The 21869-nt window shown below is 62.2% G+C and carries 26 protein-coding genes and 1 tRNA gene; 6 read left to right on the top strand and 21 right to left on the bottom strand.

Annotated elements, in window-relative coordinates:
• Positions 1–408: 408 nt before the first annotated feature.
• A complete protein-coding gene (locus C1M53_RS30445) occupies positions 409–792 on the top strand; it encodes a hypothetical protein (protein ID WP_129415760.1) in 384 nt (127 codons plus the stop codon).
• A gap of 17 nt (positions 793–809) precedes the next feature.
• Here C1M53_RS30445 and C1M53_RS30440 read toward each other — a convergent pair whose 3' ends face one another.
• The 6 genes from C1M53_RS30440 to C1M53_RS30420 form a co-directional block, all read right to left on the bottom strand.
• Positions 810–1301: an NUDIX hydrolase gene (locus C1M53_RS30440; RefSeq protein ID WP_129415759.1), complete on the bottom strand. Its 492-nt coding sequence runs from the start codon at positions 1299–1301 to the stop codon at positions 810–812.
• 266 nt (positions 1302–1567) lie between these two features.
• Positions 1568–2065 carry a xanthine phosphoribosyltransferase gene (gene gpt / locus C1M53_RS30435; protein WP_129415758.1) on the bottom strand — a complete coding sequence of 166 codons (498 nt, stop codon included), beginning with the start codon at positions 2063–2065 and terminating at the stop codon, positions 1568–1570.
• Positions 2066–2315: 250 nt separating this feature from the next.
• A complete protein-coding gene (locus C1M53_RS30430) occupies positions 2316–2672 on the bottom strand; it encodes a DUF1801 domain-containing protein (protein ID WP_129415757.1) in 357 nt (118 codons plus the stop codon).
• A 209-nt stretch (positions 2673–2881) separates the two neighbouring features.
• Positions 2882–3067 carry a universal stress protein gene (locus C1M53_RS32275; RefSeq protein WP_245488363.1) on the bottom strand — a complete coding sequence of 62 codons (186 nt, stop codon included), beginning with the start codon at positions 3065–3067 and terminating at the stop codon, positions 2882–2884.
• Positions 3068–3090: 23 nt separating this feature from the next.
• Positions 3091–3711, bottom strand: coding sequence for a universal stress protein (locus C1M53_RS30425; protein ID WP_245488361.1), 621 nt, complete (start codon positions 3709–3711; stop codon positions 3091–3093).
• Positions 3712–3826: 115 nt separating this feature from the next.
• Positions 3827–4567: a competence/damage-inducible protein A gene (locus tag C1M53_RS30420; RefSeq protein WP_129415756.1), complete on the bottom strand. Its 741-nt coding sequence runs from the start codon at positions 4565–4567 to the stop codon at positions 3827–3829.
• 277 nt (positions 4568–4844) lie between these two features.
• Here C1M53_RS30420 and wrbA point away from each other — a divergent pair, with 277 nt between their 5' ends.
• From wrbA to C1M53_RS30400, 4 genes are all read left to right on the top strand, one after another.
• A complete protein-coding gene (gene wrbA, locus C1M53_RS30415; protein WP_129415755.1) occupies positions 4845–5444 on the top strand; it encodes an NAD(P)H:quinone oxidoreductase type IV in 600 nt (199 codons plus the stop codon).
• 270 nt (positions 5445–5714) lie between these two features.
• On the top strand, positions 5715–6137 hold the full coding sequence (locus C1M53_RS30410) for a hypothetical protein (protein WP_129415754.1): 423 nt from the start codon (positions 5715–5717) through the stop codon (positions 6135–6137).
• 242 nt (positions 6138–6379) lie between these two features.
• Positions 6380–6763, top strand: coding sequence for a hypothetical protein (locus C1M53_RS30405; protein WP_129415753.1), 384 nt, complete (start codon positions 6380–6382; stop codon positions 6761–6763).
• A 270-nt stretch (positions 6764–7033) separates the two neighbouring features.
• On the top strand, positions 7034–8014 hold the full coding sequence (locus C1M53_RS30400) for an alpha/beta hydrolase (RefSeq protein WP_129415752.1): 981 nt from the start codon (positions 7034–7036) through the stop codon (positions 8012–8014).
• Positions 8015–8027: 13 nt separating this feature from the next.
• On the opposite strand, the gene C1M53_RS30395 is transcribed toward C1M53_RS30400, so the two are convergent.
• Together C1M53_RS30395 and C1M53_RS30390 are read right to left on the bottom strand one after the other, a co-directional pair.
• Positions 8028–8279 (bottom strand): DUF2188 domain-containing protein, encoded by a 252-nt coding sequence (locus tag C1M53_RS30395; RefSeq protein WP_129415751.1) that lies wholly within the window; start codon positions 8277–8279, stop codon positions 8028–8030.
• Between the two features lie 101 nt (positions 8280–8380).
• Positions 8381–9484, bottom strand: coding sequence for an NADH:flavin oxidoreductase/NADH oxidase (locus tag C1M53_RS30390; protein ID WP_129415750.1), 1104 nt, complete (start codon positions 9482–9484; stop codon positions 8381–8383).
• 157 nt (positions 9485–9641) lie between these two features.
• Between C1M53_RS30390 and C1M53_RS30385 the strand changes: the two genes are divergently transcribed.
• Positions 9642–10223 (top strand): NUDIX domain-containing protein, encoded by a 582-nt coding sequence (locus C1M53_RS30385; RefSeq protein WP_129415749.1) that lies wholly within the window; start codon positions 9642–9644, stop codon positions 10221–10223.
• A 22-nt stretch (positions 10224–10245) separates the two neighbouring features.
• Here C1M53_RS30385 and C1M53_RS30380 read toward each other — a convergent pair whose 3' ends face one another.
• From C1M53_RS30380 to C1M53_RS30320, 13 genes are all read right to left on the bottom strand, one after another.
• A complete protein-coding gene (locus C1M53_RS30380; RefSeq protein ID WP_245488359.1) occupies positions 10246–10509 on the bottom strand; it encodes a hypothetical protein in 264 nt (87 codons plus the stop codon).
• Positions 10510–10641: 132 nt separating this feature from the next.
• Complete coding sequence (locus C1M53_RS30375) at positions 10642–11580, bottom strand: DUF535 family protein (protein ID WP_245488357.1); 939 nt, start codon at positions 11578–11580, stop codon at positions 10642–10644.
• A gap of 310 nt (positions 11581–11890) precedes the next feature.
• A tRNA-Leu gene (locus C1M53_RS30370) sits at positions 11891–11976 on the bottom strand.
• Between the two features lie 405 nt (positions 11977–12381).
• Positions 12382–12684, bottom strand: a complete 303-nt coding sequence (locus C1M53_RS30365) for a DUF982 domain-containing protein (protein ID WP_129415747.1) — start codon at positions 12682–12684, stop codon at positions 12382–12384.
• A 112-nt stretch (positions 12685–12796) separates the two neighbouring features.
• Positions 12797–13441, bottom strand: coding sequence for a dethiobiotin synthase (bioD, locus tag C1M53_RS30360; RefSeq protein WP_129415746.1), 645 nt, complete (start codon positions 13439–13441; stop codon positions 12797–12799).
• Positions 13438–14481 carry a biotin synthase BioB gene (gene bioB, locus C1M53_RS30355; protein ID WP_129416426.1) on the bottom strand — a complete coding sequence of 348 codons (1044 nt, stop codon included), beginning with the start codon at positions 14479–14481 and terminating at the stop codon, positions 13438–13440. The genes bioD and bioB overlap by 4 nt, the downstream gene beginning before the upstream one ends.
• A 38-nt stretch (positions 14482–14519) precedes the next feature.
• A complete protein-coding gene (locus C1M53_RS30350; protein ID WP_129415745.1) occupies positions 14520–15086 on the bottom strand; it encodes a biotin transporter BioY in 567 nt (188 codons plus the stop codon).
• 91 nt (positions 15087–15177) lie between these two features.
• A complete protein-coding gene (locus tag C1M53_RS30345) occupies positions 15178–15846 on the bottom strand; it encodes a GntR family transcriptional regulator (RefSeq protein ID WP_129415744.1) in 669 nt (222 codons plus the stop codon).
• A gap of 203 nt (positions 15847–16049) precedes the next feature.
• Positions 16050–17288, bottom strand: coding sequence for a Gfo/Idh/MocA family oxidoreductase (locus tag C1M53_RS30340; RefSeq protein ID WP_129415743.1), 1239 nt, complete (start codon positions 17286–17288; stop codon positions 16050–16052).
• 24 nt (positions 17289–17312) lie between these two features.
• Positions 17313–18332: a LacI family DNA-binding transcriptional regulator gene (locus C1M53_RS30335; protein ID WP_129415742.1), complete on the bottom strand. Its 1020-nt coding sequence runs from the start codon at positions 18330–18332 to the stop codon at positions 17313–17315.
• 5 nt (positions 18333–18337) lie between these two features.
• Positions 18338–19327 (bottom strand): ABC transporter permease, encoded by a 990-nt coding sequence (locus C1M53_RS30330; protein WP_129415741.1) that lies wholly within the window; start codon positions 19325–19327, stop codon positions 18338–18340.
• The gene (locus C1M53_RS30325; RefSeq protein ID WP_129415740.1) at positions 19324–20307 is read right to left on the bottom strand and encodes an ABC transporter permease; all 984 of its coding nucleotides are present in this window, start codon (positions 20305–20307) and stop codon (positions 19324–19326) included. The genes C1M53_RS30330 and C1M53_RS30325 overlap by 4 nt, the downstream gene beginning before the upstream one ends.
• Positions 20307–21806 carry a sugar ABC transporter ATP-binding protein gene (locus tag C1M53_RS30320; RefSeq protein ID WP_129415739.1) on the bottom strand — a complete coding sequence of 500 codons (1500 nt, stop codon included), beginning with the start codon at positions 21804–21806 and terminating at the stop codon, positions 20307–20309. The genes C1M53_RS30325 and C1M53_RS30320 overlap by 1 nt, the downstream gene beginning before the upstream one ends.
• Positions 21807–21869: the final 63 nt, after the last annotated feature.

Genomic DNA, 21869 nt, shown 5'->3' with positions numbered 1-21869 from the left:
TTAACAGGTCATTTATTCCAGCCGTAAAAGTCTCCTTTTCGGTGTTTCGCGCCCGACAAACGCCACGCCTCCGCCGGCCTAGTGGTTAAGGCGGAAAACGGGCGAAAACGCACAAATTCCTGGGAAAAAGACCGGGCTCGAAACTTTCCGGTCGCGCCCGAAACGCGAGCACATGACCTATAAAAGTCGACTCGCCCCGAAGCGTCAAGGGTTCGTTTTTGTAGATTTTGTGACCCCAACATATTGTGTGTCACATATGTGGATAATGGGGAGAAAATGCTCCCGGCAAAATGATCGCTGGCGTCAGGATTCTGTGCGCAACGGCTTGCTTGTTTGACCCGTACGCGTAAAAGGAACGCGGGGGAATATGGCTGAGAGGGAACAGCCGTCACGCAACTGGGGTGACAGTTGAAGGCCTATTTCGTCCGCAAGTCCGCTGATCGCGAGGTCGTCGGGCTGTTTGTCGCGCCGTCACTCATTTTGCTTGCCGCGCTGGTCGACGAATGTTGCGACCCGTCGGTCTGCGACTATGCAGCCGCCCCGATGGGCGGCATCCTTGTGCCTGGCTCCACTCAGACGCAATGGCCGTTGAACGAGGATGACTCGGAAAACGGTTTCGAGAACGTGGCTCTGTCCCAGCAATGGGACGACGAGCTGCGCGAAGGTGGCGAGCTGGAGTGGAAGCCGCTGAAGGCGGCGGCGCTCAAGATGCTGCGCGAATGGTCGGGTACGGGTGGTTCATCCGCCGGTGGTTCACAGAAGCGCATGACGCCATTCAGCGAGAGCGCCTGATCTCGCGCACGACCGCTTCAGGCCGCGAAGCGTTTCGGGTTCTCACCGAAATGGGCGATGATCTGGCCAAGATCTGGCTCGTTGACCATGCGCGCGGCCTGGACAGGTGTCACCCATTTGCGCTCGCGTTCGTGCCGCTCCTTCCACTTTGCGGCGACATCGACGACCTTGAGTGGAAAAACCAGCACCTCGCAAGGCACCTGTTGCCCGGTCGACAGGGCCTTCGCATAGAAGTAGCGGCCGGCCTCGAGCGTCGAGACGGTGCCGGTCAGGCCGGCTTCCTCGCCCGCTTCGCGTGCGGCAGCCTCGCACAACGGCTCCCTTGCTTCCGGCCAGCCCTTGGGCAGGACCCAGCGACCGGTATCGCGGCTGGTGATCAGCATCACTTCGATGGAGCGGTTGTGCCGACGCCAGGGCAGGGCAGCAACCTGAAGGCGCAACGGAACCGTGCCGAAAAGTTTTCTAACCCTTTCAGCCAGATTGGCGTTCGCTAGAGGTCCGTTCAACATTCGAAAGCCACTGCCAAGAAACCGAAACTTCTTTGCCGTCTCACGAAATATGGGCGCTATTTTGCGAAACAAAAGTAAAAAACGCACACAAGTTCCACGGAAAGGCCGGGAATGCGGAAAAAACTGTGACTCCAGGGTTCAAAAAGCGATGTAGCCGCCTGGCCGGGGCCTGAAACAGACGGCTTAGGTGCGTGCAGCCGCCGTGATTCGGAGCTGAGATACCCGAACCAGCGGACCATCGGAACAAAGAAGGATGTCTGCGTCGTCTAGCCGGCGTGGTCGTCGGCGATCGGCTTCTGGTAGGTGAAGCCCATGTCCCACGGGAAGTAGATCCATGTGTCCTGGCTGACTTCGGTCACGAACGTGTCAACCAGGGGGCGGCCTTTCGGCTTGGCGTAAACGGTCGCGAAATGCGCCTTTGGCATCATCGCCCGAACAATGCCGGCTGTCTTGCCGGTATCGGTAAGGTCGTCGATGATCAGGATACCTGCTCCCTCTTCGGCGAGCAGCGAGGGTTCGACCTGCTTCAGCACCTGCAACTGCCCTTGTGACGTGTAGTCGTGATAGGACGCCACGCAGACCGTCTCGATGATGCGGATGCCGAGTTCGCGCGAAATGATCGCCGCAGGAACCAGGCCGCCGCGAGTGATGCAGACGATCGCCTTCCACTGCCCGTTGACGCCGGACAGCCGCCAGGCGAGCGCACGGGCGTCGCGGTGGAACTGATCCCAGGAAACTGGAAAGGCCTTTTCGGGAAGGGACATCACGCACTCCGCAGGCGCGCCAGCCGCGCGCAGGATTTGAGGAATGCGGGCGGAATTAGCCGGAAAGCCGCGCCTTTGGCAAGAGGCGTGCTGTCTGTACATTGGGCTGGTGCCAGGATATCCACGACGACAACGCCCGGATGGCCGACAAAATGCGTCTTTCGTAAGCTTGGCATTCCAAGCCTAAATGCCCGAGTTCCGGGTTTGCAACGGTTTCCAAACCGACCCTTTGGATTGCCGAAGACGGCCGCTAAAGCCCCTTTTTGCTGCGCGAACTGGTGGCCAACTTCTCAACCAGTTTATCAGGGACAGGGCGATTTCCCGAAAACGTAACTCCGGTTTTGCTTGCCTTGAGTTTCAAGGAAGCGATCTCGTCGGCATGGGCGGCAATTGCACCTGGATCAACGTAGAGACCACATTGCTTGCTGAAGGCAGCATAGCCCACGATGATCGTTTCTCCGATCTGAAATCCCGGCATGTCGTACTTAATGACCTCTTCGGCGTCTGGTAGTGCCCGCGCTAGCCGCACACGCAGTTGACCCAACATGGCACGAAGCTGCTCCGGTGCGGCAGCTATGTAGGTGTCATGGTTGTCCTTCTTCGTCACCCCCATAGTGTGCCTATCGGCATGTCCAAAGGCAATCAGCGGTGTGCCGAACCTTGACGTCGATGTGTGTCCGGCACTGCAAGCGCTCAGGGCCTATCAAAGGAATTCAGCACCCTTGTGGGTCTGATTCAAAAAGCAGCGTGGGAAGGTGATGCCAAGACTGAACTGATCTGGTCTTCGATATAACGGGTCAGCCTGTGACGTCGGCATCACCGGGACAGGAAGGCCGTCACCGGCGAGGAGCGCAGCACGGTTCTTGTCACACCGCCATAGAGCAGCCGGTGCAGCCAGGAATGACTGTAGGCCCCGATGACGATCAGGTCTGCTCCGGTCTCTATCAGGCGGTTCTGTACGGCGTCCTCGATGGTGCCGCCCTTTGCCTGCCTTGTCGCCACACTGGCCTTCACGCCATGACGGGTCAGTGCCGCAGCAATTCCGGCTCCTCCCAGTCCTTCCTCGTCGCTGTCCTCGCCGGGATCGACCACGAAGACTCGACCTTTTCGGCTTCGATCATGAAGGGCAGGGCATCAAAGGCAGCGCGGGCTGCCTCGCGGCTGCCGTTCCAGGCCAGCATCACATGGCGGAAACTGGCGGCAATCGGCCCGGCGTGCGGTACCACGAGCACCGGCCGGCCCGCATCGTAGACGAGTGACCCGATATCGGCGTTGGTGTCGCTGTCGGCATCGCGTTGCGCCGCGACCACAATGTCGGCGGTGCGTACGCTGGCGAGGCTGGAGAGTGCACTGTCGCCTGAAAACGTCTCCTCCGCCCGCCATTCGAAGGAGAGGCCGGAAGGTTGCAGTTTCTTCTGGAAGACGGTCCGCAGCTTCGCCGAGCGCTCCTTGTTGAGGTCAGCGGAGACCTGCATGAATTCGGTGTCCGGGAAGCCTGTGGCCGAGGTGTATGGCATCGGCAGCGCTTCGGCATGGACGCCAATGACATGGGCCTGGAAGCGGGAGGCCAGCGCGATGGCGCCATCCAGCACGCGCTCCGCATCCTGTTCGCTCTGCACGATGGCGACGATGGTCTTGAACGGCATGGAACCCTCCTGCACTGTCTGTCCACCGCTGACGTCCACCCGGACATTTCAGCACTGGCTCAGATATCACCAGAACGTCGAGGATATAGGACAGGTTCCCGCTCGGCCAGCAAACTCAGCCTTCCTTGGCAAGGCCCGCCACCATGGCTTCCACTTCGGCCCGCACTGTTTCCAGAACCTCGGGCGAACGGGCGCGCACGACCAGTTCGGTCCAGAACGTACCGTCGGCATATTTCGGATAGGAGCCGATGATCGTGTCGGGATGAGTCTTCTGGATCTCACCGAGCGGCCCGCCGATGCGGCCTTCGCCATAGGGACACTGCACCGTGGCCGAAAGCAGTTTGGTTCCGGTCTTCAGTGTCGGCACAACGTTGTCCAGCATCGCCTGGAAGATCGACGGCACCCCGGCCATGACGTGGACATTGCCGATACGGAAACCCGGCGCGACGGAAACGGGGTTGTCGATGTGCTCGGCGCCGCGCGGCATGCGCGCCATGCGCTTGCGGGCCTCATTGAACTCGATGCCCCGCTTCTCATAGCTCTCCGCCAGCAAGGCGAGCGCCTTGGCGTCATATTCGCAAGGGACGCCAAAAGCCTTGGCGACGGAATCCGCAGTGATGTCATCATGCGTCGGCCCGATGCCGCCGGTGGTGAAGACATAGGTGTAGCGGGCCCGCAGCGCATTCACCGCGGCGACGATCTCGTCCTCGTCGTCCGGTACGACGCGCACTTCCTTCAGGTCGATGCCGATCGCCGTCATCATGTCGGCAAGGTGACCGATGTTCTTATCCTTGGTGCGCCCCGACAGGATCTCATCGCCGATGACGATCATGGCGGCTGTTACAATGTCTGGCATGGTGCACTCCGGATTGGACTCAGGCGATTTCGAAGAATTATTGCATCGATTTTGGCCGAAGATCGCGCATGATGGACGGTTGGCCACCACCGGCAGCAGCAATAATTCTTCGAAATCGCCTCAGTCGAATAGCGCGGCGGCCAGGTGCGGGCAATGGCCCTGAAACGGTGAACAGTGCGTGTCAGATTTGGCGGCTTCCGGTGAACGGTCCGGACACTAGATTGCGACGCGACGGAACGACGGCGTTCCCTTAGTCCAATCGTATGGAGATGCCCGCATGGCAAAAGTACTGGTGCTTTATTATTCGAGCTGGGGACATATGGAGCAGATGGCCAAGGCCGCTGCCGAAGGCGCACGGGAAGCTGGCGCCGATGTGACCATCAAGCGGGTGCCTGAACTGGTGCCGGAGGGTGTCGCCAAGGCTGCCTACTACAAGCTCGACCAGGAAGCGCCGATCGCCGATCCGCTCGAACTGGAGAACTACGACGCCATTATCCTGGGAACCGCTACGCGCTATGGTGCAATGGCTGCCCAGATGAAAAACTTCCTGGATCAGACTGGCCCGCTGTGGGCAAGGGGCGCTCTGCTCAACAAGGTTGGATCGGTCATGGTTTCGACGGCAACCCAGCACGGTGGTGCCGAGCTCGCGCTGATCAACGCGCAGGTGGTGATGCAGCATCATGGCATGATCATCGTTCCGCTTTCCTATGCTTATCAGGGGCAGATGGGCAATGATGTGGTGCGCGGCGGTGCTCCCTACGGCATGACCACGACCGCGGATGGCGATGGTTCGCGCCAGCCTTCCGCACAGGAACTCGAAGGCGCGCGCTTCCAGGGCAAGCGCGTGGCCGAAATCACTGCCAAGCTGCTCGGCTGAGCGTCTCACGGCTGGCATCTGGCAGGCGGGCGGCTCGCACGGGCCGCCCGCTTTTTTGCGCTGATGCCAGGATCCATCGTGTTCCAGGTTTCATCACGGTCGATGATATTTCCGTGAGCCTGGAACACCTCTTCCAAAGCCGCATTTCTTCCCTGCGGATCGGGAACTTCCGGCGAGCAGACAAATCGCGACAGGTGGAACCAGACGGTCCAGCAGCGGAACGGGCTGCGGAGCGGACGTCGCTTGTTCCAATCGCAATAGGAACAACCCATGTCTTCTTTCTCTTCCAGGCTTCTTCTTCTGGCCTCGGTTGTGGCCGTGGTTCCGATCGCCGACGGTGCGTTGGCGGCCGAGCATCGCCATGTCCGTCTATCGGCTCACGCCGTCGCGGTATCCAGCTCGGACGGCGCCATGGCGCGGACGATCTACAATCAGGCTGAAGGGGTGGGGCAGGGCATCCGCGATGCCGAACAGCTCAATCTCATCGACGCGTCGAAGGCGCGCGAACTTGCGTCCGAGGCGCGGCAGATCAGTGGCGAGGCAGCGCGTGGCAACGGTTCGCGCGCTCTGCTGGCCCGCCTGGATGATGTGTCGCAAAGCCTTCGCGCCGCCACCGGCGAAGCGACGCCCAACGGCAATGGCGGTGACGGCGGATACTACCCCGACGGATACAGCTCCAGCTTCCCGCGATAGGTCGCGCCTATAGTCCAGAATGCCCGCTCCGTTCGTGTTTCGATGGGGCGGGCATCATCTTGTCCGGGAGGCGTTGGCGGACCACCCGGTAATATTCGTGTGAGCGTGGAACACCGGTTTGCCTGCGGCATTGAATGCTCGCGGATCGGGAACTGCCGGCGGAAATCGCGACAGGTGGAACCTGACGATCCGGCAGCGGCATGTCGAGCACGACGGTGCAGCTCATTATCCAAGGAACAGTCATGTCTTCTTCCAGGATTTTTCTCATCGCGGCCGTTGTCGCTTTGGTTCCAATCGCCGACGGCGCGCTGGCGGCAGAACGCTCCGCGGCTCCAACTGACGTCGCGGCGCGGGCAATCTTCAACCAGGCGGAGGGTGTCAGCCAGGGTGCCCGTAACGCAGCCAGGTTGAAATTCGTCGACGTGGCGAAGGCCCGCGAATTGGAGGCAGAGGCGACACAGGTTCGGAACGAGGCGGCACGAGGCAACGGATCGCGCGAATTGCTCGCACGCCTCGACGACATCTCGCAGCGCCTGCGCAACGCAACCGGTGAGGGCCAGTTGTTCGGCAACGGTGACGATGGCGGTTATTATCCTGCCGGTTACGAAGCGCACTTTCCCCGCTAAGCGTTCGACGAAGTTTTTTGTAAGTGCCCCTCCGAAATACGTCATTTGCCGTATGCCCAGGTCGCCGCTTATCCACTACCTTGACGCGGCGTGGTCTGGTTCCTGGGCGGGGCTTTACGGACCAGCAGGAAATCCGGGCTGCCGCCAGCCCGGATTTCCACAGTTTTGCCCGGCACATGCGGGCTTTGCCGTTTGATGCGCCTCGGCCTGTCTTGACAGCAGCGATCTCGAAACCTCGATATGCGACGAGCTCTGGATTAGAGGCTGCTGATGTTGCTGACAGTGCTTCTTTGGTTGCTGGCCGCCATCGCCTTGGCTTGCCTCGCCGTCGTTGGCTATTTCGTTTTCAGGACACGCCGCATCGTCGCCTGGGTCGAGCGCACCATGCCGCCTGCAGGCAAGTTTATCGACATCAAGGGCAACCGCATTCACTACGTCGATGTCGGTGAGGGGCCTCCCATCGTTTTCCTGCATGGGCTTGGTGCGCAACTGCATCATTTCACGCATCCGTTGTTCAAGGTGTTTGGGCCGGGCTATCGGCTGATCGCACTCGACCGGCCGGGTTCCGGTTATTCGACACGCGCACGGGGTTCGACCGGCCGCCTGCCCGAACAGGCGGAAGTCGTCTGCGCTTTCATGGAAAAACTCGGCCTCGAGAAACCGGTGATCGTCGGCCATTCGCTGGGCGGTTCGGTGGCTCTGGCGATCGCCGTCGAGCATCCGGAAGCGATTTCAGGTCTCGTGCTCCTGGCGGCGCTCACACACAGGGAAGTCGAGCTCAGGCCGGAATTCAAGGCGCTGTTTGTATCCTCGCCGTTGAAGCGTTTTATTCTCGCACATACGGTCTCGGCGCCGGCAGGGCTCAAATACGGCATGAAGACGATGGAGTTGATCTTTGCGCCGCACCCGCCGCCGAAAGATTACATGACCGAAAATGGTGGCTATATCGGGCTGCGCCCCAGCCACTACTATGCCAGCGCAACCGATTTCGCGGTGATCGAGATGGATTTGCCGCGCCTTTCGGAGCGATACAACGAGATCAAGGTACCGTCCGGGTTGTTGTTCGGTGGGGTCGATCCCATCATCTCGCTCGACGTGCAGGGCACGCCGGCCAAGGAAAAGATCGAGGGGCTGGAACTGGAGGTCGCAGACAACCTCGGTCACATGCCGCAGTTCATCGGCCCTGAGCAGGTGGCCAGCTTCATCCGCCGCATTGCCGAACGTGCTTTCGGCGGGCGCGTTTCAGCCTGAGCGTCTTCGGCTGTCAGGCCGCGGAATCGTCCCGGACTTCCGTGTCGGGCCTGTCGCGTCCGTCAGCGAGTTCCGAGTGCCACTTGCCGTTGGCGTCTTCATATTCGATGCCATCGGTCTGGCCGGCAATCCGCTGTTCGGAGGAAGCGATCTGGGCCGCCTGCAGCGCATCGGAGTGGCTCGGAAAGGTCTCCGAATACGTGTCGCCGACCTTATAGGCCCACCCCCCATCATGCTCGACGATCTTGTAGGTCAACTTCGCCATGAAAGCCTCCGGTGCCGGCGCTCCTCCTGATCTGGACTTTCCTGCACTTTGAGACGGATTTCAACCTCTCGCGGCCTTAGCCGGCAAGTGGCGGCCAAGGCTTAGTCCTCGTCACGGATCCAATGCTCCATGGTGGTGACGGCGCGGGCAAGCTGGGGCGCGGGTTGGATCTTTTCGCCGAGGCTCGCTGCGGCACGCCAACCCCAGCGCGGATCGGCCAGGAAAGCCCGCCCGAGTGCGACGATATCGGCCTTGCCGTCCTTGACGACGGCATTGGCGTGCTCCGGGTCGGTGATGAGACCGACCGTGCGTGTGGTGATGCCGACCGCGTTGCGCACCGCCTCGCCGAGATGCACCTGATAACCGGCGCCGGTGGGCAGTTTCTGCAGCGGAGAATTGCCGCCGCTGGAGCAGCACAGATAGGCCAGGCCAATGGCTTTCAAGGCCTTTGCGACCTCGATCGCATCGGGCACGTCGAAGCCGCCATCCACCCATTCCTTCACCGACAGCCTGGCGCCCAGCATCAGCCTGGGCGCTGCCGCCTTCACGGCCTTAGCGATCTCCACCGCAAAACCCATGCGGTTCTCAAGCGAACCGCCCCAGCGGTCGGTGCGCCGGTTGGAGAGCGGCGACAGAAACTGGAAGATCAGGTAGCCATGGGCAGCGTGAAGTTCGATGAAGTCGAAGCCGGCGCGGTCGGCGCGCCTGGCCGCCTCGGCAAAGCGCTGGATGACGCCCAGCACTTCCTCATCGCTCAGTTCGTGTGGCACCTGCCAGCCGGTATCGTAGGCGATGGCTGAAGCCGAGACGACCGGCCATGGATCCTGTTCCGGCTTCAGTGGACCGCCGCCCTCCCAGGGCCGCTGGCAGGAAGCCTTGCGCCCGGCATGGGCAAGCTGCACGCCGAACTTGGCACCGGGCAGCGCGACACGGCGCGCAGCATCCAGGGCGCGCCTGGCCGCCGCTTCGTTGTGGTCCGAATAGAGGCCGAGGCAGCCATGCGAGATGCGGCCGCGCCGCTCGACATCTGTCATTTCCACCGTGATCATGCCGGCGCCCGACATGGCAAGGTTCATCCAGTGGTAGAGATGCCAGTCGGTGGCGGAGCCGTCATCAGCCGAATACTGGCACATCGGCGCCACCGCGATGCGGTTCGGTAGTTCGAGGCCATCGAGCGAAATGGGCTGGAAGAGGGCAGCTGTCATGATGGCTCCAGTTTGATGTGGTCTTTTCTCTCTAGGCCAAAGGCGGCGTTGTGCGCCAGATTGTGCGCAATGCAGGCTGTTGGCCCAGCCGACCGGACGTCATTGCGGTGCGGCCCGTTGCACGCTATCCCACCGCATCCCCCAAGACGAGGCAAGCATGGACGACCGCATCCGCATCCGTTCGCAGGAAATCCTTTCCGACGACTGGGCCATTCTGAAAAAGACCACCTTCGATTACCGCCGCCGCGACGGCGTCTGGGAGACGCAGGTGCGCCAGACCTACGATCGCGGCGATGGTGCCGCCATACTTCCTTTCGATCCGGACCGCGGCACGGTGCTTCTGGTGCGGCAATTCCGCTGGCCTGCCTTCGTCACCGGCCACAAGGAGCCGCTGATCGAAGTCTGTGCAGGCCTGCTCGACAAGGATGACCCTGAAACCTGCATCCGCAAGGAGGCGGAAGAAGAGTTGGGCTATCGGCTCAACGGTGTGAAGCTCGTGTTCACGCCCTACATGAGCCCCGGCAGCGTTACGGAGAGACTATGGCTTTTCGCTGCACGCTACACGCCAGCGGACCGCATCTCCGAAGGTGGAGGCGCGCCGGACGAGGGAGAAGATATCGAGGTGCTTGAGATGCCGGTCGATGACGCGCTGGCAGCGATTTTGGATGGGCGCATCATCGACGCCAAGACGATCCTGTTGCTACAGCATCTGAAACTCAATCCGGGCGTGCTCGCCTAAAGGGCTACGCGAGCGCGTAGGCTCAAAGTTCGCGCGGGCAACGTTGCCTGCGGCTGGCTTCGATGGCTGCTTCCTGCGCCTGCAGGCGTTCGATATCCGCTGTTCGTCGGTCCTTGAGTACGGAAACCGCCTTCTGGCCGCCGGGCAGCCAGAAGGGGATGCGGGTGTTCGAGATGTTGGCGCGGCTGATCGCGGTGGAAGTCACTCCGGTTGCCAGTTCGCCCAGCGCGACGTTGAGTTCGGCGCAATTCATCGACGCATATTGCGCAGGGTCAACCGATCTCATCGAGCCACAGCCTGCCAGCAAGGGCAAGCCAAGCAGAAACGCGCTGGCCAGAGGCCTCGGGGCGATCGCTTTCATGGCGACAGGCTAGCAAGGTCGCTCGCGAAAGGAAACCATGTCGGAAAGGTCGAGCTGCTAGTGTTGATGCAGCAGTGGCAGGAGGGCCTCATGCACATTCTGCTCGATCTCGATCTCAAGCTGATGTCGTCGCCTGATCTGGGCACGCTTGTTGGGTTTGTACTCGCCGAGAGAACGCCGGATCTTGGTCTGTGGGAGCTGGAAGATCGTCGGCTGCACGCGTTTGCCTCCCGATTCCATCCAGAAACCATCGTAATCCGCCGAGATGCGGCGGCGCAGTCCGGGGTCGGTCGCAAACACGTGGCCCCGGTTCGACGCGGCAAAAACACCTGAGAGCTTCAGGCCGGCGGCCAGGCATTGTGCCACGAGCAGCAACAGGCTTTTGGGTCGCAAGCCAGCCAGGTTTCTGGTCAGTGCTCGGGCATCCTCGAGCCCGTGTGCCCCGGCCGCTACCGTCTTGATGGCACCGATCCACAGGACTGGGCCCATCGTTCCTTCAAGTCGAAGAAGGTGGCTGTCGACGATCGCAAGACCCATCTCGACGATGGCTCGTCCGTCCCATGACACCAGAAGTCGCCATTCGGCTTCGCGATACAGTCCCTGCTGGCCGGTGAGGTCCACCGTGATTTCGCCCGCGGCGGCTTGCAGCGTCAGCAGCCGCTTGCTTGCGATGTGGCTCTGGACGAACGCCTCCGTCTTCATGAGACGGAATGCAGCCGCATAGTGCCCGATGACCGCGGCAGCGCGCTCCGCAGGCCTGAGACCGGCAACGAGGTAGGGGCGCACCGGTTTGAACGGAATCTCCGGATAGGCCCCAAGAACGTGGCAGAACGGCTCGATACCGAGCGCGCAGTTGATGGCCGAGATTTCCTGCCGGAAAATGCGCCGTACGACAACGCGCTTTGCCGTACGGACCCAGTTGTTCAGCCGCTGCCGGAGCATCGAGTGTTTTCTGCGCGAAAACTCGACGCGCGGTGGATTTTCAGGGGGTGTCATGAGGAGCGCGCTTCCCAACGCCGATATCATCGTGGCGCGCGCCAAGCGGATGCTGCGCACGGCGACCGTTTCGATGCCGCCGCCGGAAAGAAGCGTTCGAAGGACGTCGGGGAACAGATTGGACGCGGCAGCTTACGGCCGCGTCGCCGCAATCATACGGATTTGTAAGCTTTGCAGCAGTCCCGCGTCAGGGACACGAGGCGTGCCGGCTCGGCAAGTCTCGAACTTTGCTTGGCCAAGGGCTGAACGGCGGCTCGTGCCAGCAGCAATGGATCCGGCTATCTATTTGTTTGAAATTTAGTTTTCGGGGTGGTGCGGACGACGGGAATCGAACCCGTACGATCGAGGATCGAGGGATTTTAAGTCCCTTGCGTCTACCAGTTCCGCCACGTCCGCGCGGCTGTCACTTCAATGACTTGGAGAGAGTAGTCAACCTGTTTTGCGGCGCTGACGAAACTTGTCCGATCCTGCGATCGGGTAAGCTTGGCGATGTCAGCCGCATCATAGCCGTGGCGGCGAGGTCAGCGTCTGTCCAGGAACCTGCGAACGCGCGTCGGGAAAGAGCGAAACAGGCTCAACACGAGGCTGATGCACAACCACTGCAGGAGCAGTGCGACAGCTATGCCGGCCAGCAGCCACATGCTCGAGTGAGAGATGCTGACACATCCCTGACACATAAGATCAAAGGCGAACTTAACGAGCATTGCTGGTCGGCATTCCCATCGAACACGGGCAAATCACTTGGCTCAGTTCTTACGTCAGCATCCGAAATGCAGCAAGCGACCTCGTCGCTTGGCGCCGCTACATCGCGAATCCGCCAAAGCCGGCGACGCTGGGCTTTACGGTGATGTATTTGGTGTCCTCGGGGACGAGGATCTTGGAGCGGCGGGCAAAGGCGATGAACGCATTGCGTGCGATCTGAGGATCGAGCTCGCCCGATTGTGCAGCGTTGCATGCCTTCATGGCGATCTCCCAGGTCTTGCTCTCGCCTGTCTTGGCCCACTCGGTCAGGAACTCGATCATGTCGCAAAGCGAAGAGATTTCACGCTTGTCGCCAACTTCGGCTGTGACGACGACATGCTTGAACGCAAGCAAATTGTGCATCGGAAGGCCTTTCTGAAAATGGAAAGAGGCCAAAAACGAACGCTGGCCTCGGCAGGGAACGCACAGAAACGTTCCAGCACGGTTGTGGTTCCGTAGCCATCTTCACTCAACCTCACCGTGTTGATCGAGCGGTCAGAAAATCATCAGGGTGAAAGGCGTCGGCGAAAGCTTGCTGCAAAATCGCCGGGGTCAGTGGGGCAAGCATGGGCAGGCGGCCCAGGATTCTCGTTCCGCCGAGCTTGCCGATGATGCTTTGGGTCTCGGGTTCGGCGTCACCGATAAAGGCGACGCCCAGAACGGGCACGTTGCGTACCCGCAGCGCCTCCAGCGACAGAAGTGTGTGGTTGATGGTTCCGAGCCGGGTGCGGGCGCACAGCACGACCGGCACCTTCCAGCGCGAGAAGACGTCGGCGAAGGTGGTGGTCTGCGTCAATGGCACCAGCAGGCCGCCGGCGCCTTCGATGACCAGCGGTCCGCCGATTTCCGGCAGATGAAGGTCTTCAGGAATGATAGCAACCCGATCGACCGCCGCGGCATGATGCGGGGAGGCGGGCGTGTTCAAACGCCATCTCTCCGGCAGGATGCGGCCCGACGAAATTTCGCCGAGCCGGCCTACGGTTTCGCTGTCGGTTTCGCCGCCGAGTCCTGCCTGCACGGGCTTCCAGTAGGAAGCACCAAGCAGCCTGGTCAACCCCGCAGCGAAAACCGTCTTGCCGACATCGGTGTCGGTGCCGGTGACGACGATGCGTGCGCTCAAGGCGCACCAATCGCGAGCGAGGGCAGGGATGGCAGAGGGCGGGATCTGCTGCCTTGCCCCGGCTGATCAACTGCGCGTGCATGGACGGGCGCTTCGGCAGCACGCATGCCGAGCTTTTTCAGCAGCGCGAAATCCTTGTTGCGCTCCGGATTGCCGGTGGTCAGAAGCACGTCGCCGGTGAAGATCGAGTTGGCACCGGCCAGAAAGCAGAGCGCCTGCAACTCGTCGCTCATGGCATGGCGACCGGCTGAAAGCCGCACCACGCTTTCCGGCATGAGAATGCGCGCCAGCGCAACCAGACGCACGAAGGCGATCGGTTCGACCGGCTGGCTCTTCTGCATCACCGGCGTGCCCTCGACCTCGTTCCACATGTTGATCGGAACGCTTTCCGGATGCGTTTCCAGCGTCGCCAGGATGACCAGCATGGCGATACGGTCTGCCATGGTCTCGCCCATGCCGACAATGCCGCCGGAGCAGACCTTGATGCCACCCGCGCGTACCAGCGCCAGCGTCTCCAGGCGGTCGTCGATGGTGCGGGTGGTGGCGATCTCGGGATAATATTCCCGCGAGGTGTCGATGTTGTGGTTGTAGTAGTCGAGGCCGGATTCATTCAGCCGTTCGACCTGGGACCTGGTCAGCATGCCGAGCGTCACGCAGGTTTCCATGCCCAGCGCCCTGACGCCTTCTATCATGGCGCAAACCCGGTCCATGTCGCGGTCCTTCGGACTGCGCCAGGCAGCCCCCATGCAAAATCGTGTCGCCCCACCGGCTTTTGCGCGCTTTGCCTCCTCGATCACGCGCTCCACTGCCATCAGCTTGGTTGCCTTGACGCCGGTTTGGTGATGCGCGCTCTGCGAGCAGTAGCCGCAATCTTCCGGACAACCGCCCGTCTTGACGCTGAGCAGGCTGGCCGTTTCGACCACGGTCGGGTCGAAACGGCTGCGGTGAACGTTCTGTGCCCGATGGAGCAGGTCGGGCAGGGGCAAGGCGTAGACTGCTTCCGCTTCTGCCTGCGTCCAATCGGTACGGACATCGCCCATCTCGGCAAGTGACGAGTGATCCGGCGTCGTGGACGCTTTCATCGGCCGATCCTCCCCAGCAGACGTGCCGGGATCATGGCCGAACCGACGGCGACCATGGCGATGTTGATGAGGTCGCCCAATATGAACGGGGTGAAGCCGAGAGCAATGACATCTTTGCCGGGGATGTAGAAGCCGAGCCAGGGCAGGCCGACTGCATAGGTGACCGCGAGGCCGGCCAGCATGGCCATGACGCGCCCGAACATCTGCCGGCCCTCAGCCAGCCAGCCGGTCAACCAGCTGGCGAAGAGATAGCCCAGCAGGTAACCGCCCGTCGGTCCCATCATGTAGGCGAGGCCGATACCGCGTTCCGGCGAGCCTGAGAACACCGGCACTCCGGCGGCGCCAACCGCCAGGAAGGCGAGGAAGGTGGCTGTCGCCATGCGTGGGCCGGTGGCGACCGCGATGCCCATGACCGCCAGCGTGTACAGGGTCAGTGGCACCGGCCAGAACGGAATGCGCAGCTTGGCGCATAGCGTGATCAGGGCGACGCCCGCGATGATGGTTGCAACGGTTTTCACCGCGTCGCGCGGCTTGACGCCGCGCAGCGTGAGGGTCTCGCTCATGATGTTCCTTTCGTAAATTATAGATAATTTATGATCTATATCTACATTGAATCCACAAAAGGAAACGAGTCGCAACAGGATTATAGATATTTTATCCGACAATCGCGAAAGCGTCGCGAATGCCGCCGCTGGCCGACTTCTGGGGCCGGTGGCCGATCCACTGGACATGGCCCGCCAGCGTGGTGCAGGCGGCCTCGATCTGGCCCTTGCGCAGGGCGGAAAGAATGGCGCGATGATCATGGTCGGTGCGCGCTTCCCAGTCCGACCGCCAGGCTGCGAACAGAAAACGGGCGCTGGCGGCGTGCAGGTCATCGATCGCCGAGATCAGTCGCGGCATGGCGCAGGGCTCCAGGATAAGGCGGTGGAAGCGCCGGTTCGCCTCTTCCCAGGAGCGCACATCGCGCGAATTGTCGCCAGCCTTGGTGGCTTCTTCGGCCGCATCGAGAATGGCCGGGGTGAGATGCTGCGCGGCATGGCGGAGCGCCAGCACTTCGAGGGCCGCGCGCATTTCCGCCACTTCCTTCACTTCGGCGAGGTCAAAGCTGGCGACGCGTACGCCCCGGCGCGGTTCGCTGACGGCGAGGCCCTGTGCCTCCAGCCTGCGAAAGGCCTCGCGCACGGGAACGTGGCTGGCACCGAATTCCTCGGCGATGTGATCCTGGCGGAGCCGTGAGCCGGGCTCGATCTTGCCTGCGATGATGCGGTCGGCCAGCGTCCTGGAAATGCGGACTGCGAGAGTGTCTTCTTTTGGAGCGCCCATGTTTCATAGATAATTTGGCGCGCAGGGCTTGTCGATTGGCTTGCGGGACAAGCCACAGGCCCTTTCCCGGACATTCCGTCAAACAAACAAATCAGAAAGGCAAGGCGCAGGAGGCACCTTGCCTTGAGGATGGCAATTAAACGCGATCAGCCTTGCGGCGGGTGAGGTCTGCCTCTTCAGCCGTATCGCTTCGCCGCCTGTACTTAGCGGCGTGCCACCGGCGGCACATAGTGCTCGAGGTTTGGCGCCGGGAACCGCACCGTCTCGCCGGTCTCCGCCGATTTGTAGAGCCCCATCATCATTTCCACGACCGCAAGACCGTCGTGGAAGGTTTCCAGCGGGGTCTCGCCTTTGCGGAAACACTCGGTCATGTGGCGGTTCTCGTCGGTGTAGCCATAGACGCCGGCTTCATCCTCCAGCACCGGCATCAGGCCCTGCTCGGCATTCTGCTTCTCGACGAGGTCCTCGCCTTCCGACCCCTGCACCGCACGCGACATGAATATCTTCAGACCGGTGCCGAGTGAATTGAATTCCATTGCATATTCGGGGCCGAGCAGTTCGAGCTGGATGCGCAGGCCGGCGCCGACATAGGCCCAGGACGTGGTGGCTTCGATCATCAGTTCGTTGCCGGCCTCGTCCTCCAGCGCCACCACGCCACGCGCAAAATCTTCAGAGGGATGGTTGCGGTAGTCGACACCGGAGCCGAAGCGGCGGGCGAGCTCGTCTGCGTAATGCGGCCGGGTCCATTTGAGGTTGGCAACGGTTCCGTTCACCGATTTGACCTTCAGCGAACCGCGTGCCGCGCCGGGCGCCGTCAGCAGATGACGCGCGACCTCGAGGCTGTGGCACATCATGTCCGACAGCACGCCGCCGCCCTGCTTGTCGCCTTGCCAGAACCATGCCTCGTGCGGGCCGGAATGCTCTTCGGCAGCACGGGCGAGATAGGGGCGGCCGGTGGTCGATGCGGCACGCCGCCAGATGATCTCCTTGCCGCGGATGACCGGCGTCGCAAACACCTGGTTTTCGAGATAGCCGTGGTTCAGTCCCGCGTCTTCGGCCAGCCTCAGCATTTCGCGCGCTTCGGCAACGGTGCGCGCCAGCGGCTTTTCGCATGCAACCGCGAACACCCTGGATCGGCCGGCCTTGATCTCCGCGTGCAGCGTGCGCATGACGTCGAGGCGCGTGTAGTTCGGCGATAGGATCCACACGGCGTCGAGCGTCGGATCGCCGAGCAGGCTTTCCAGGCTGTCGTGGTTCCTGCAGTCGCCGAGACCGATCTCTTCCGCCAGCCTGACGAAGTGTTCGCGCTTTTCGTTGCTGCGGCTGTAGACGCCGACGACGTCGATGTTGCGCACGCCGACCAGCGACTTCAGATGGAACTGGGCGATGAAGCCCGTGCCCACGAATCCGACGCGCAATCTCTCCTTCGGCAACTGTGCCATGGTCGTCCTTCCTGTTTTTGTCTTTCAGATTGATTTGGGCCGGGCGGTCGAGCCGCGGATCTGCAGCATTGTCGGCATCTCCAGCGTTTCGGCCTCGATTTCTTCTCCGGCCAGCACCCGCAGCAGGCGCCGCATCGCTTCCTGGCCGATCTCGGCGCGCGGCTGGCGCACGGTTGTCAGCGGTGGATAATAGGCCTGGCTGAGGAACAGGTCGTCGAAGCCGACCACGGAAATGTCCCCCGGTACGTCGAGGCCCAGCCTGCGCAACTCGTTGATAGCACCGAAGGCCATTTCGTCGTTGGCGACAAACAGTGCGGTTGGCCGGTCGGGCCGCTCGAACAGCGCGCGGCACAGTGTTTCGCCCGAATGCAGCAGATAGTCGCCGATGGGCTCGTAGCCGTCCGGTATAGGCAATCTGGCCGCCTGCATGGCCTGGCGAAATCCATCACGGCGGCGAACCGCCATGATTTCAGGGATGGGGCCGCAGATATGGGCGATCGCACGATGGCCGAGCCCGATCAGGTGTTCGACCGCGCTGCGCGAGGCACCGAGATTGTCGATCTGCACATGCGGCAGCCCCATGCCTTCGATCGTTTCCAGCGCCACCACCACCGGCAGGCCCTGGAGGTGTGATCGACTTTCCTCGGGCGACCAGGGCAATTTGCCAGTGATCAGGATCATGCCGTCGGCATGACCGTCGCGCAGCATGTCGAAATATTCGACCTCGCGTTCGGCGTTGTTTTCGGTGTTGCCCATCAGGACCGAATAGCCGGCGGCGCGCGCGGTCGCTTCGACGCCCTTCATGATCTCGAGATAGAAGGGGTTGCCGACGTCGCGCACCACCATCAGCACGGCCATGGATTTCTGGGTGCGCAGGTTGCGGGCGCTGACATTGGGCCGGTAGTTCAGCATCTGCGCCACTTCGCGGATGCGCGACAACGTCGGCTCGGCCACGAGGCCCGTGTCGGAAAGCGCGCGAGAGACCGTAGCGGGGGAAACGCCGGCGCGCGCGGCGATGTCCTTGATCTTGGCGGGTCCCGACATCCTGGTCAGCCCCGCATCGCCTTGGCGCGTCCATAGAACAGCATCAGCGCCACCAGCGTTGCGCCGAAAACCATCTGCCGGCCGGCCTCATCGATATGGACCGTGGTCAGGATGCTCTGGAGCAGAACCAGCAGCACGGCGCCAGCCATCGTGCCGGTGTAGCCGCCCTTGCCACCTGAGAGCGGCGTGCCACCGAGTACCACAGCGATGATCGAGGGCAGCATGTACTGTTCGCCGACATTGGCGAAGGAGGAGCCGGAATAGCCGAGCAGGCACATGCCGGCGATGGCCGCGAAAACCCCGGAGAGCATGAACAGCGCGACGCGAGTTGTTTTCACCGGAACCCCGGCCATGAAGGCTGCCTGCTCGTTGGAGCCGATCGCATAGACGCGGTAGCCGAACACCGTGCGGCGCAGCAGGAACGCCATGGCGAGCCCGATCAGCAGCCACAGCCAGATGATGCCGGGCAGGCCGAGCAGGAACGGTTTGACGACGAAATCAGAGAGACCGGGGGCTGCGCGGCCGGAGGGGATACCGTTGCGGATCACCACAAGAAGACCCTGCAGCACGCCAAGCATGCCAAGCGTCATCACCAGCGGTGGAATGCGCAGCAGCGTCACGCCGACACCGTTGATGAGGCCGAACAGGGCGCCGACGACGATGCAGACCAGGATTGCCGGCAGGATGCCGCCATCGGTGCCGTTCATGACATTGCCGGCCAGGATCGCAGCCAGCGAGACGATGCCGCCGACCGACAGATCTATGCCTTCACGTCCACCAAGGATGACGAGGTTCTGGCCGGCCGCGACGATGCCGAGCAGGGCGGCGACGATCAGCAACCTCAGGATCTGCCCCGGCGAGGCGAAGCCCGGCGACAGCCATTCGCCGACGGCAAGCAGCAGCACGATCAGGATGAGTGCCACCACGAGCGGTTTCTTCAGGAAAGCCAGAGCGGCGTTCGCGGTTGGCTTGGAGGGGAGGGCGTCGGTGCTCATGCCCGTGCTCCGCGGCTGACGAGGATGCCGGTCATCAGGGCCAGCAGGATGGCAAGGCCCTGCACGAAGTTCTGCCATTCCGAAGGCGTACCGACAAAGAAGACAAGCGCGTTGATGAGGCCGATGATGAGCGCGCCGATCAGGGACCCCGTCACCGTGCCGAAACCGCCTGCCAGTGCCGAGCCGCCCAGAACCACGGCGGCGACTGAATAAAGCGTCATCTTGCCGCCGACCAGCGGATCACCGCTCGCGGTGTCGCCGGTAATGCAGAGCGCGGCGAGTGCCGCGAAGAGACCGCAGAAAACGTAACCCTTGATGCGGATTACAGTTACCGGCAGTCCGCTCTGGAACGCCGCCTGCTGGTCGTCGCCGACCGCCAGCATCTGCGTGGTCAAGCGCATGCGCATCAGGACGGCGAGCAGGACTGCCACTGCGGCGACGGCATAAAACACGAAAGGAATGCCCAGGAAACGGCCGCCATAGGTCGTCCAATAGGCTTCGGGAGCCGGTGTGCCGGCCACCGGCAACACGGTCAGCGCCAGGCCGGTGAAGAAGATGGAGGTTGCGAAGGTGGCGACGATCGCTTGCAGTCTCAGTCCGGCAACGACGATGCCGTTGATCAGCCCGCAGGCCAGCCCGATCAGTGCGCCGGCCAGGCAGGCCGCGATGACGGCGAAACCGTCGCCGCCCCATTTCTGCATCAGCACGATCACCGAGACATTGACCAGCGACACGATGCTGCCGGCAGACAGGTCGATGTCGCCGGAAAAGACGACATAGGTCTGCGCCACCGCCAGCATCATCAGCGCCAGATAGGTCGAGACGAGCCCCGTCATCGAGCGGAAGCTCAGACTGCGCGGCTCGAAGATGCCGTTGAGTGCCAAAAGCAGGATGAGGATGATCAGGGCCGGCACGAAAGGATAGCGACGGATCAGGCGACCAAGGCCGCCGGCACCGGTCTGGGTGGCTGCGTTGCTCATCAGGCAGCCTCATATGCGGCGTGATAAAGATTGTAGCGGGTTCGGTCTTCGCCCTGCAGTTCGCGCGTCACCACGCCTGAATTGAAGACCAGGATACGATCGGCATTGGCAAGCAATTCGGCGTCCTCGGAGGAATAAAGCACGATACCCATGCCTTCCGCGGCGAGCGAGCGGATGAGCTGGAAAAGATCCGACTTTGCGGCAAGGTCGATGCCTTTGGTCGGGTCGTCGAGCAGCAGGATCGCGGGGCGATCGATCAGCCAGCGTGCGATCACCACCTTTTGCTGGTTGCCGCCGGACAGCGAATTCACCGGCTGGCCGATATCCTGGAATTTGGTCTTCAGTGCCTTCAGCGGGCCGTCGGCAAGGGTTGTGAGAGCGCCCGGGCGAGCAAGATGCAGCCTGTTGCGCAGGAAGTGGATCGGGGTGACATTTTCCAGGATCGGCCGGCCGGTCAAGGTGCCGTCGCGGCCGCGGTCGCCGGAGACATAGGCGATACCGTTGCGGATGGCCTCGGCCGGGGTGCGTGCAGCGCAGGCCTTGCTACTGACCTCGATCGTTCCCGCGTTGTGGGCCAGTGCGCCGAAAATGGCGCGCAGGACAGACGATTGGCCCTGGCCGTGCAGTCCGCCGAAACCGAGGATCTCACCCTTGCCAACGCTGAAGGAAACATCGCGGAAGCCGGTGCCACCGAGATTGGCTACGGACAGCATCGGTTCGCCGGCGGCCACCGGGACTGGCGGCTTGCTTTCGGCCGCCAGCGCCTCGCGTTCGCCCACCATCTGGCGGATCACCTGATCGGCGCTGGTCTCGGCGATCGCGGAGGAGGCGACGGTGGCACCGTCGCGAATGACGGTGACCCGGTCGCCGATCGAGAAGATCTCGTCCATGCGGTGCGAGATGAACACCATGGCGCGGCCTTCCTGTTTCAGGCGACGCAGGATCTCGAAGAAACGATCGACCTGGGCGCGGTCAAGCGCGGACGTCGGTTCATCGAAAATGAGGATTGGGGCCTCGCTGGCGAGTGCCTTCATGATCTCGACCAGCTGACGCTGGTCGGCGCGCAGCCTGTCTACGGTCACATCGGCGGCAAAGCCTTCGCCGGCAACGTCCTGGAATTCAGCGATGATCCGGGCGGTCCGTTCTTCCAGTTCGGCCCGGTCGACGAAGATGCCACCCTTCACCGGCATTGCCGGCAGCAGGATGTTTTCGGCGACCGTGCGACGGGCAGCCAGGCTGAGTTCCTGGTAGAAGATGCCGATGCCGAGTGCCCGCGCCGCACGAGGGCCGTCGATGGTGACAGGCTTTCCGTCCAGCAGCACGTCGCCGGCATCCGGCTTCACACTGCCGGCGACGATCTTGCACAGCGTGCTTTTGCCCGATCCGTTCGAGCCGATCAGCACATGCACTTCGCCAGGTCTGAGATGCAGGTCGCCGCGGCTCAGCGCGACCGTTGCGCCATAGGCCTTGCGCGCGCCGCGAACAATGAGTTCGGACATCGAAGCCGTTCCTTCGGCTATCGGGGAGAGCCCCGGATGATCAGCTTACTTGAAAAATCGTCC

Origin of the sequence: Mesorhizobium sp. Pch-S, assembly GCF_004136315.1 — a bacterium.
Lineage (GTDB): Bacteria > Pseudomonadota > Alphaproteobacteria > Rhizobiales > Rhizobiaceae > Mesorhizobium.
This window is presented reverse-complemented; position numbering and strand designations above follow the sequence as displayed.

Excerpts from the sequence above, each read along its gene's own strand:
- bioB (WP_129416426.1), bottom strand. The coding sequence starts at position 14,481 with ATGGGCGATGTCCGTACCGATTGGACGCAGGCAGAAGCGGAAGCAGTC.
- wrbA (WP_129415755.1), top strand. The coding sequence starts at position 4,845 with ATGGCAAAAGTACTGGTGCTTTATTATTCGAGCTGGGGACATATGGAG.
- C1M53_RS30335 (WP_129415742.1), bottom strand. The coding sequence starts at position 18,332 with ATGTCGGGACCCGCCAAGATCAAGGACATCGCCGCGCGCGCCGGCGTT.
- C1M53_RS30390 (WP_129415750.1), bottom strand. The coding sequence starts at position 9,484 with ATGACAGCTGCCCTCTTCCAGCCCATTTCGCTCGATGGCCTCGAACTA.
- gpt (WP_129415758.1), bottom strand. The coding sequence starts at position 2,065 with ATGTCCCTTCCCGAAAAGGCCTTTCCAGTTTCCTGGGATCAGTTCCAC.
- C1M53_RS30380 (WP_245488359.1), bottom strand. The coding sequence starts at position 10,509 with ATGAGATCGGTTGACCCTGCGCAATATGCGTCGATGAATTGCGCCGAA.
- C1M53_RS30320 (WP_129415739.1), bottom strand. The coding sequence starts at position 21,806 with ATGTCCGAACTCATTGTTCGCGGCGCGCGCAAGGCCTATGGCGCAACG.
- C1M53_RS30345 (WP_129415744.1), bottom strand. The coding sequence starts at position 15,846 with ATGGGCGCTCCAAAAGAAGACACTCTCGCAGTCCGCATTTCCAGGACG.
- C1M53_RS30330 (WP_129415741.1), bottom strand. The coding sequence starts at position 19,327 with ATGAGCACCGACGCCCTCCCCTCCAAGCCAACCGCGAACGCCGCTCTG.
- C1M53_RS30425 (WP_245488361.1), bottom strand. The coding sequence starts at position 3,711 with ATGCCGTTCAAGACCATCGTCGCCATCGTGCAGAGCGAACAGGATGCG.
- C1M53_RS30365 (WP_129415747.1), bottom strand. The coding sequence starts at position 12,684 with ATGCACAATTTGCTTGCGTTCAAGCATGTCGTCGTCACAGCCGAAGTT.
- C1M53_RS30420 (WP_129415756.1), bottom strand. The coding sequence starts at position 4,567 with ATGCCAGACATTGTAACAGCCGCCATGATCGTCATCGGCGATGAGATC.
- C1M53_RS30405 (WP_129415753.1), top strand. The coding sequence starts at position 6,380 with ATGTCTTCTTCCAGGATTTTTCTCATCGCGGCCGTTGTCGCTTTGGTT.
- C1M53_RS30375 (WP_245488357.1), bottom strand. The coding sequence starts at position 11,580 with ATGACACCCCCTGAAAATCCACCGCGCGTCGAGTTTTCGCGCAGAAAA.
- C1M53_RS30385 (WP_129415749.1), top strand. The coding sequence starts at position 9,642 with ATGGACGACCGCATCCGCATCCGTTCGCAGGAAATCCTTTCCGACGAC.
- C1M53_RS30400 (WP_129415752.1), top strand. The coding sequence starts at position 7,034 with ATGTTGCTGACAGTGCTTCTTTGGTTGCTGGCCGCCATCGCCTTGGCT.
- C1M53_RS30325 (WP_129415740.1), bottom strand. The coding sequence starts at position 20,307 with ATGAGCAACGCAGCCACCCAGACCGGTGCCGGCGGCCTTGGTCGCCTG.
- C1M53_RS30440 (WP_129415759.1), bottom strand. The coding sequence starts at position 1,301 with ATGTTGAACGGACCTCTAGCGAACGCCAATCTGGCTGAAAGGGTTAGA.
- C1M53_RS30395 (WP_129415751.1), bottom strand. The coding sequence starts at position 8,279 with ATGGCGAAGTTGACCTACAAGATCGTCGAGCATGATGGGGGGTGGGCC.
- C1M53_RS30340 (WP_129415743.1), bottom strand. The coding sequence starts at position 17,288 with ATGGCACAGTTGCCGAAGGAGAGATTGCGCGTCGGATTCGTGGGCACG.
- C1M53_RS30410 (WP_129415754.1), top strand. The coding sequence starts at position 5,715 with ATGTCTTCTTTCTCTTCCAGGCTTCTTCTTCTGGCCTCGGTTGTGGCC.
- C1M53_RS30350 (WP_129415745.1), bottom strand. The coding sequence starts at position 15,086 with ATGAGCGAGACCCTCACGCTGCGCGGCGTCAAGCCGCGCGACGCGGTG.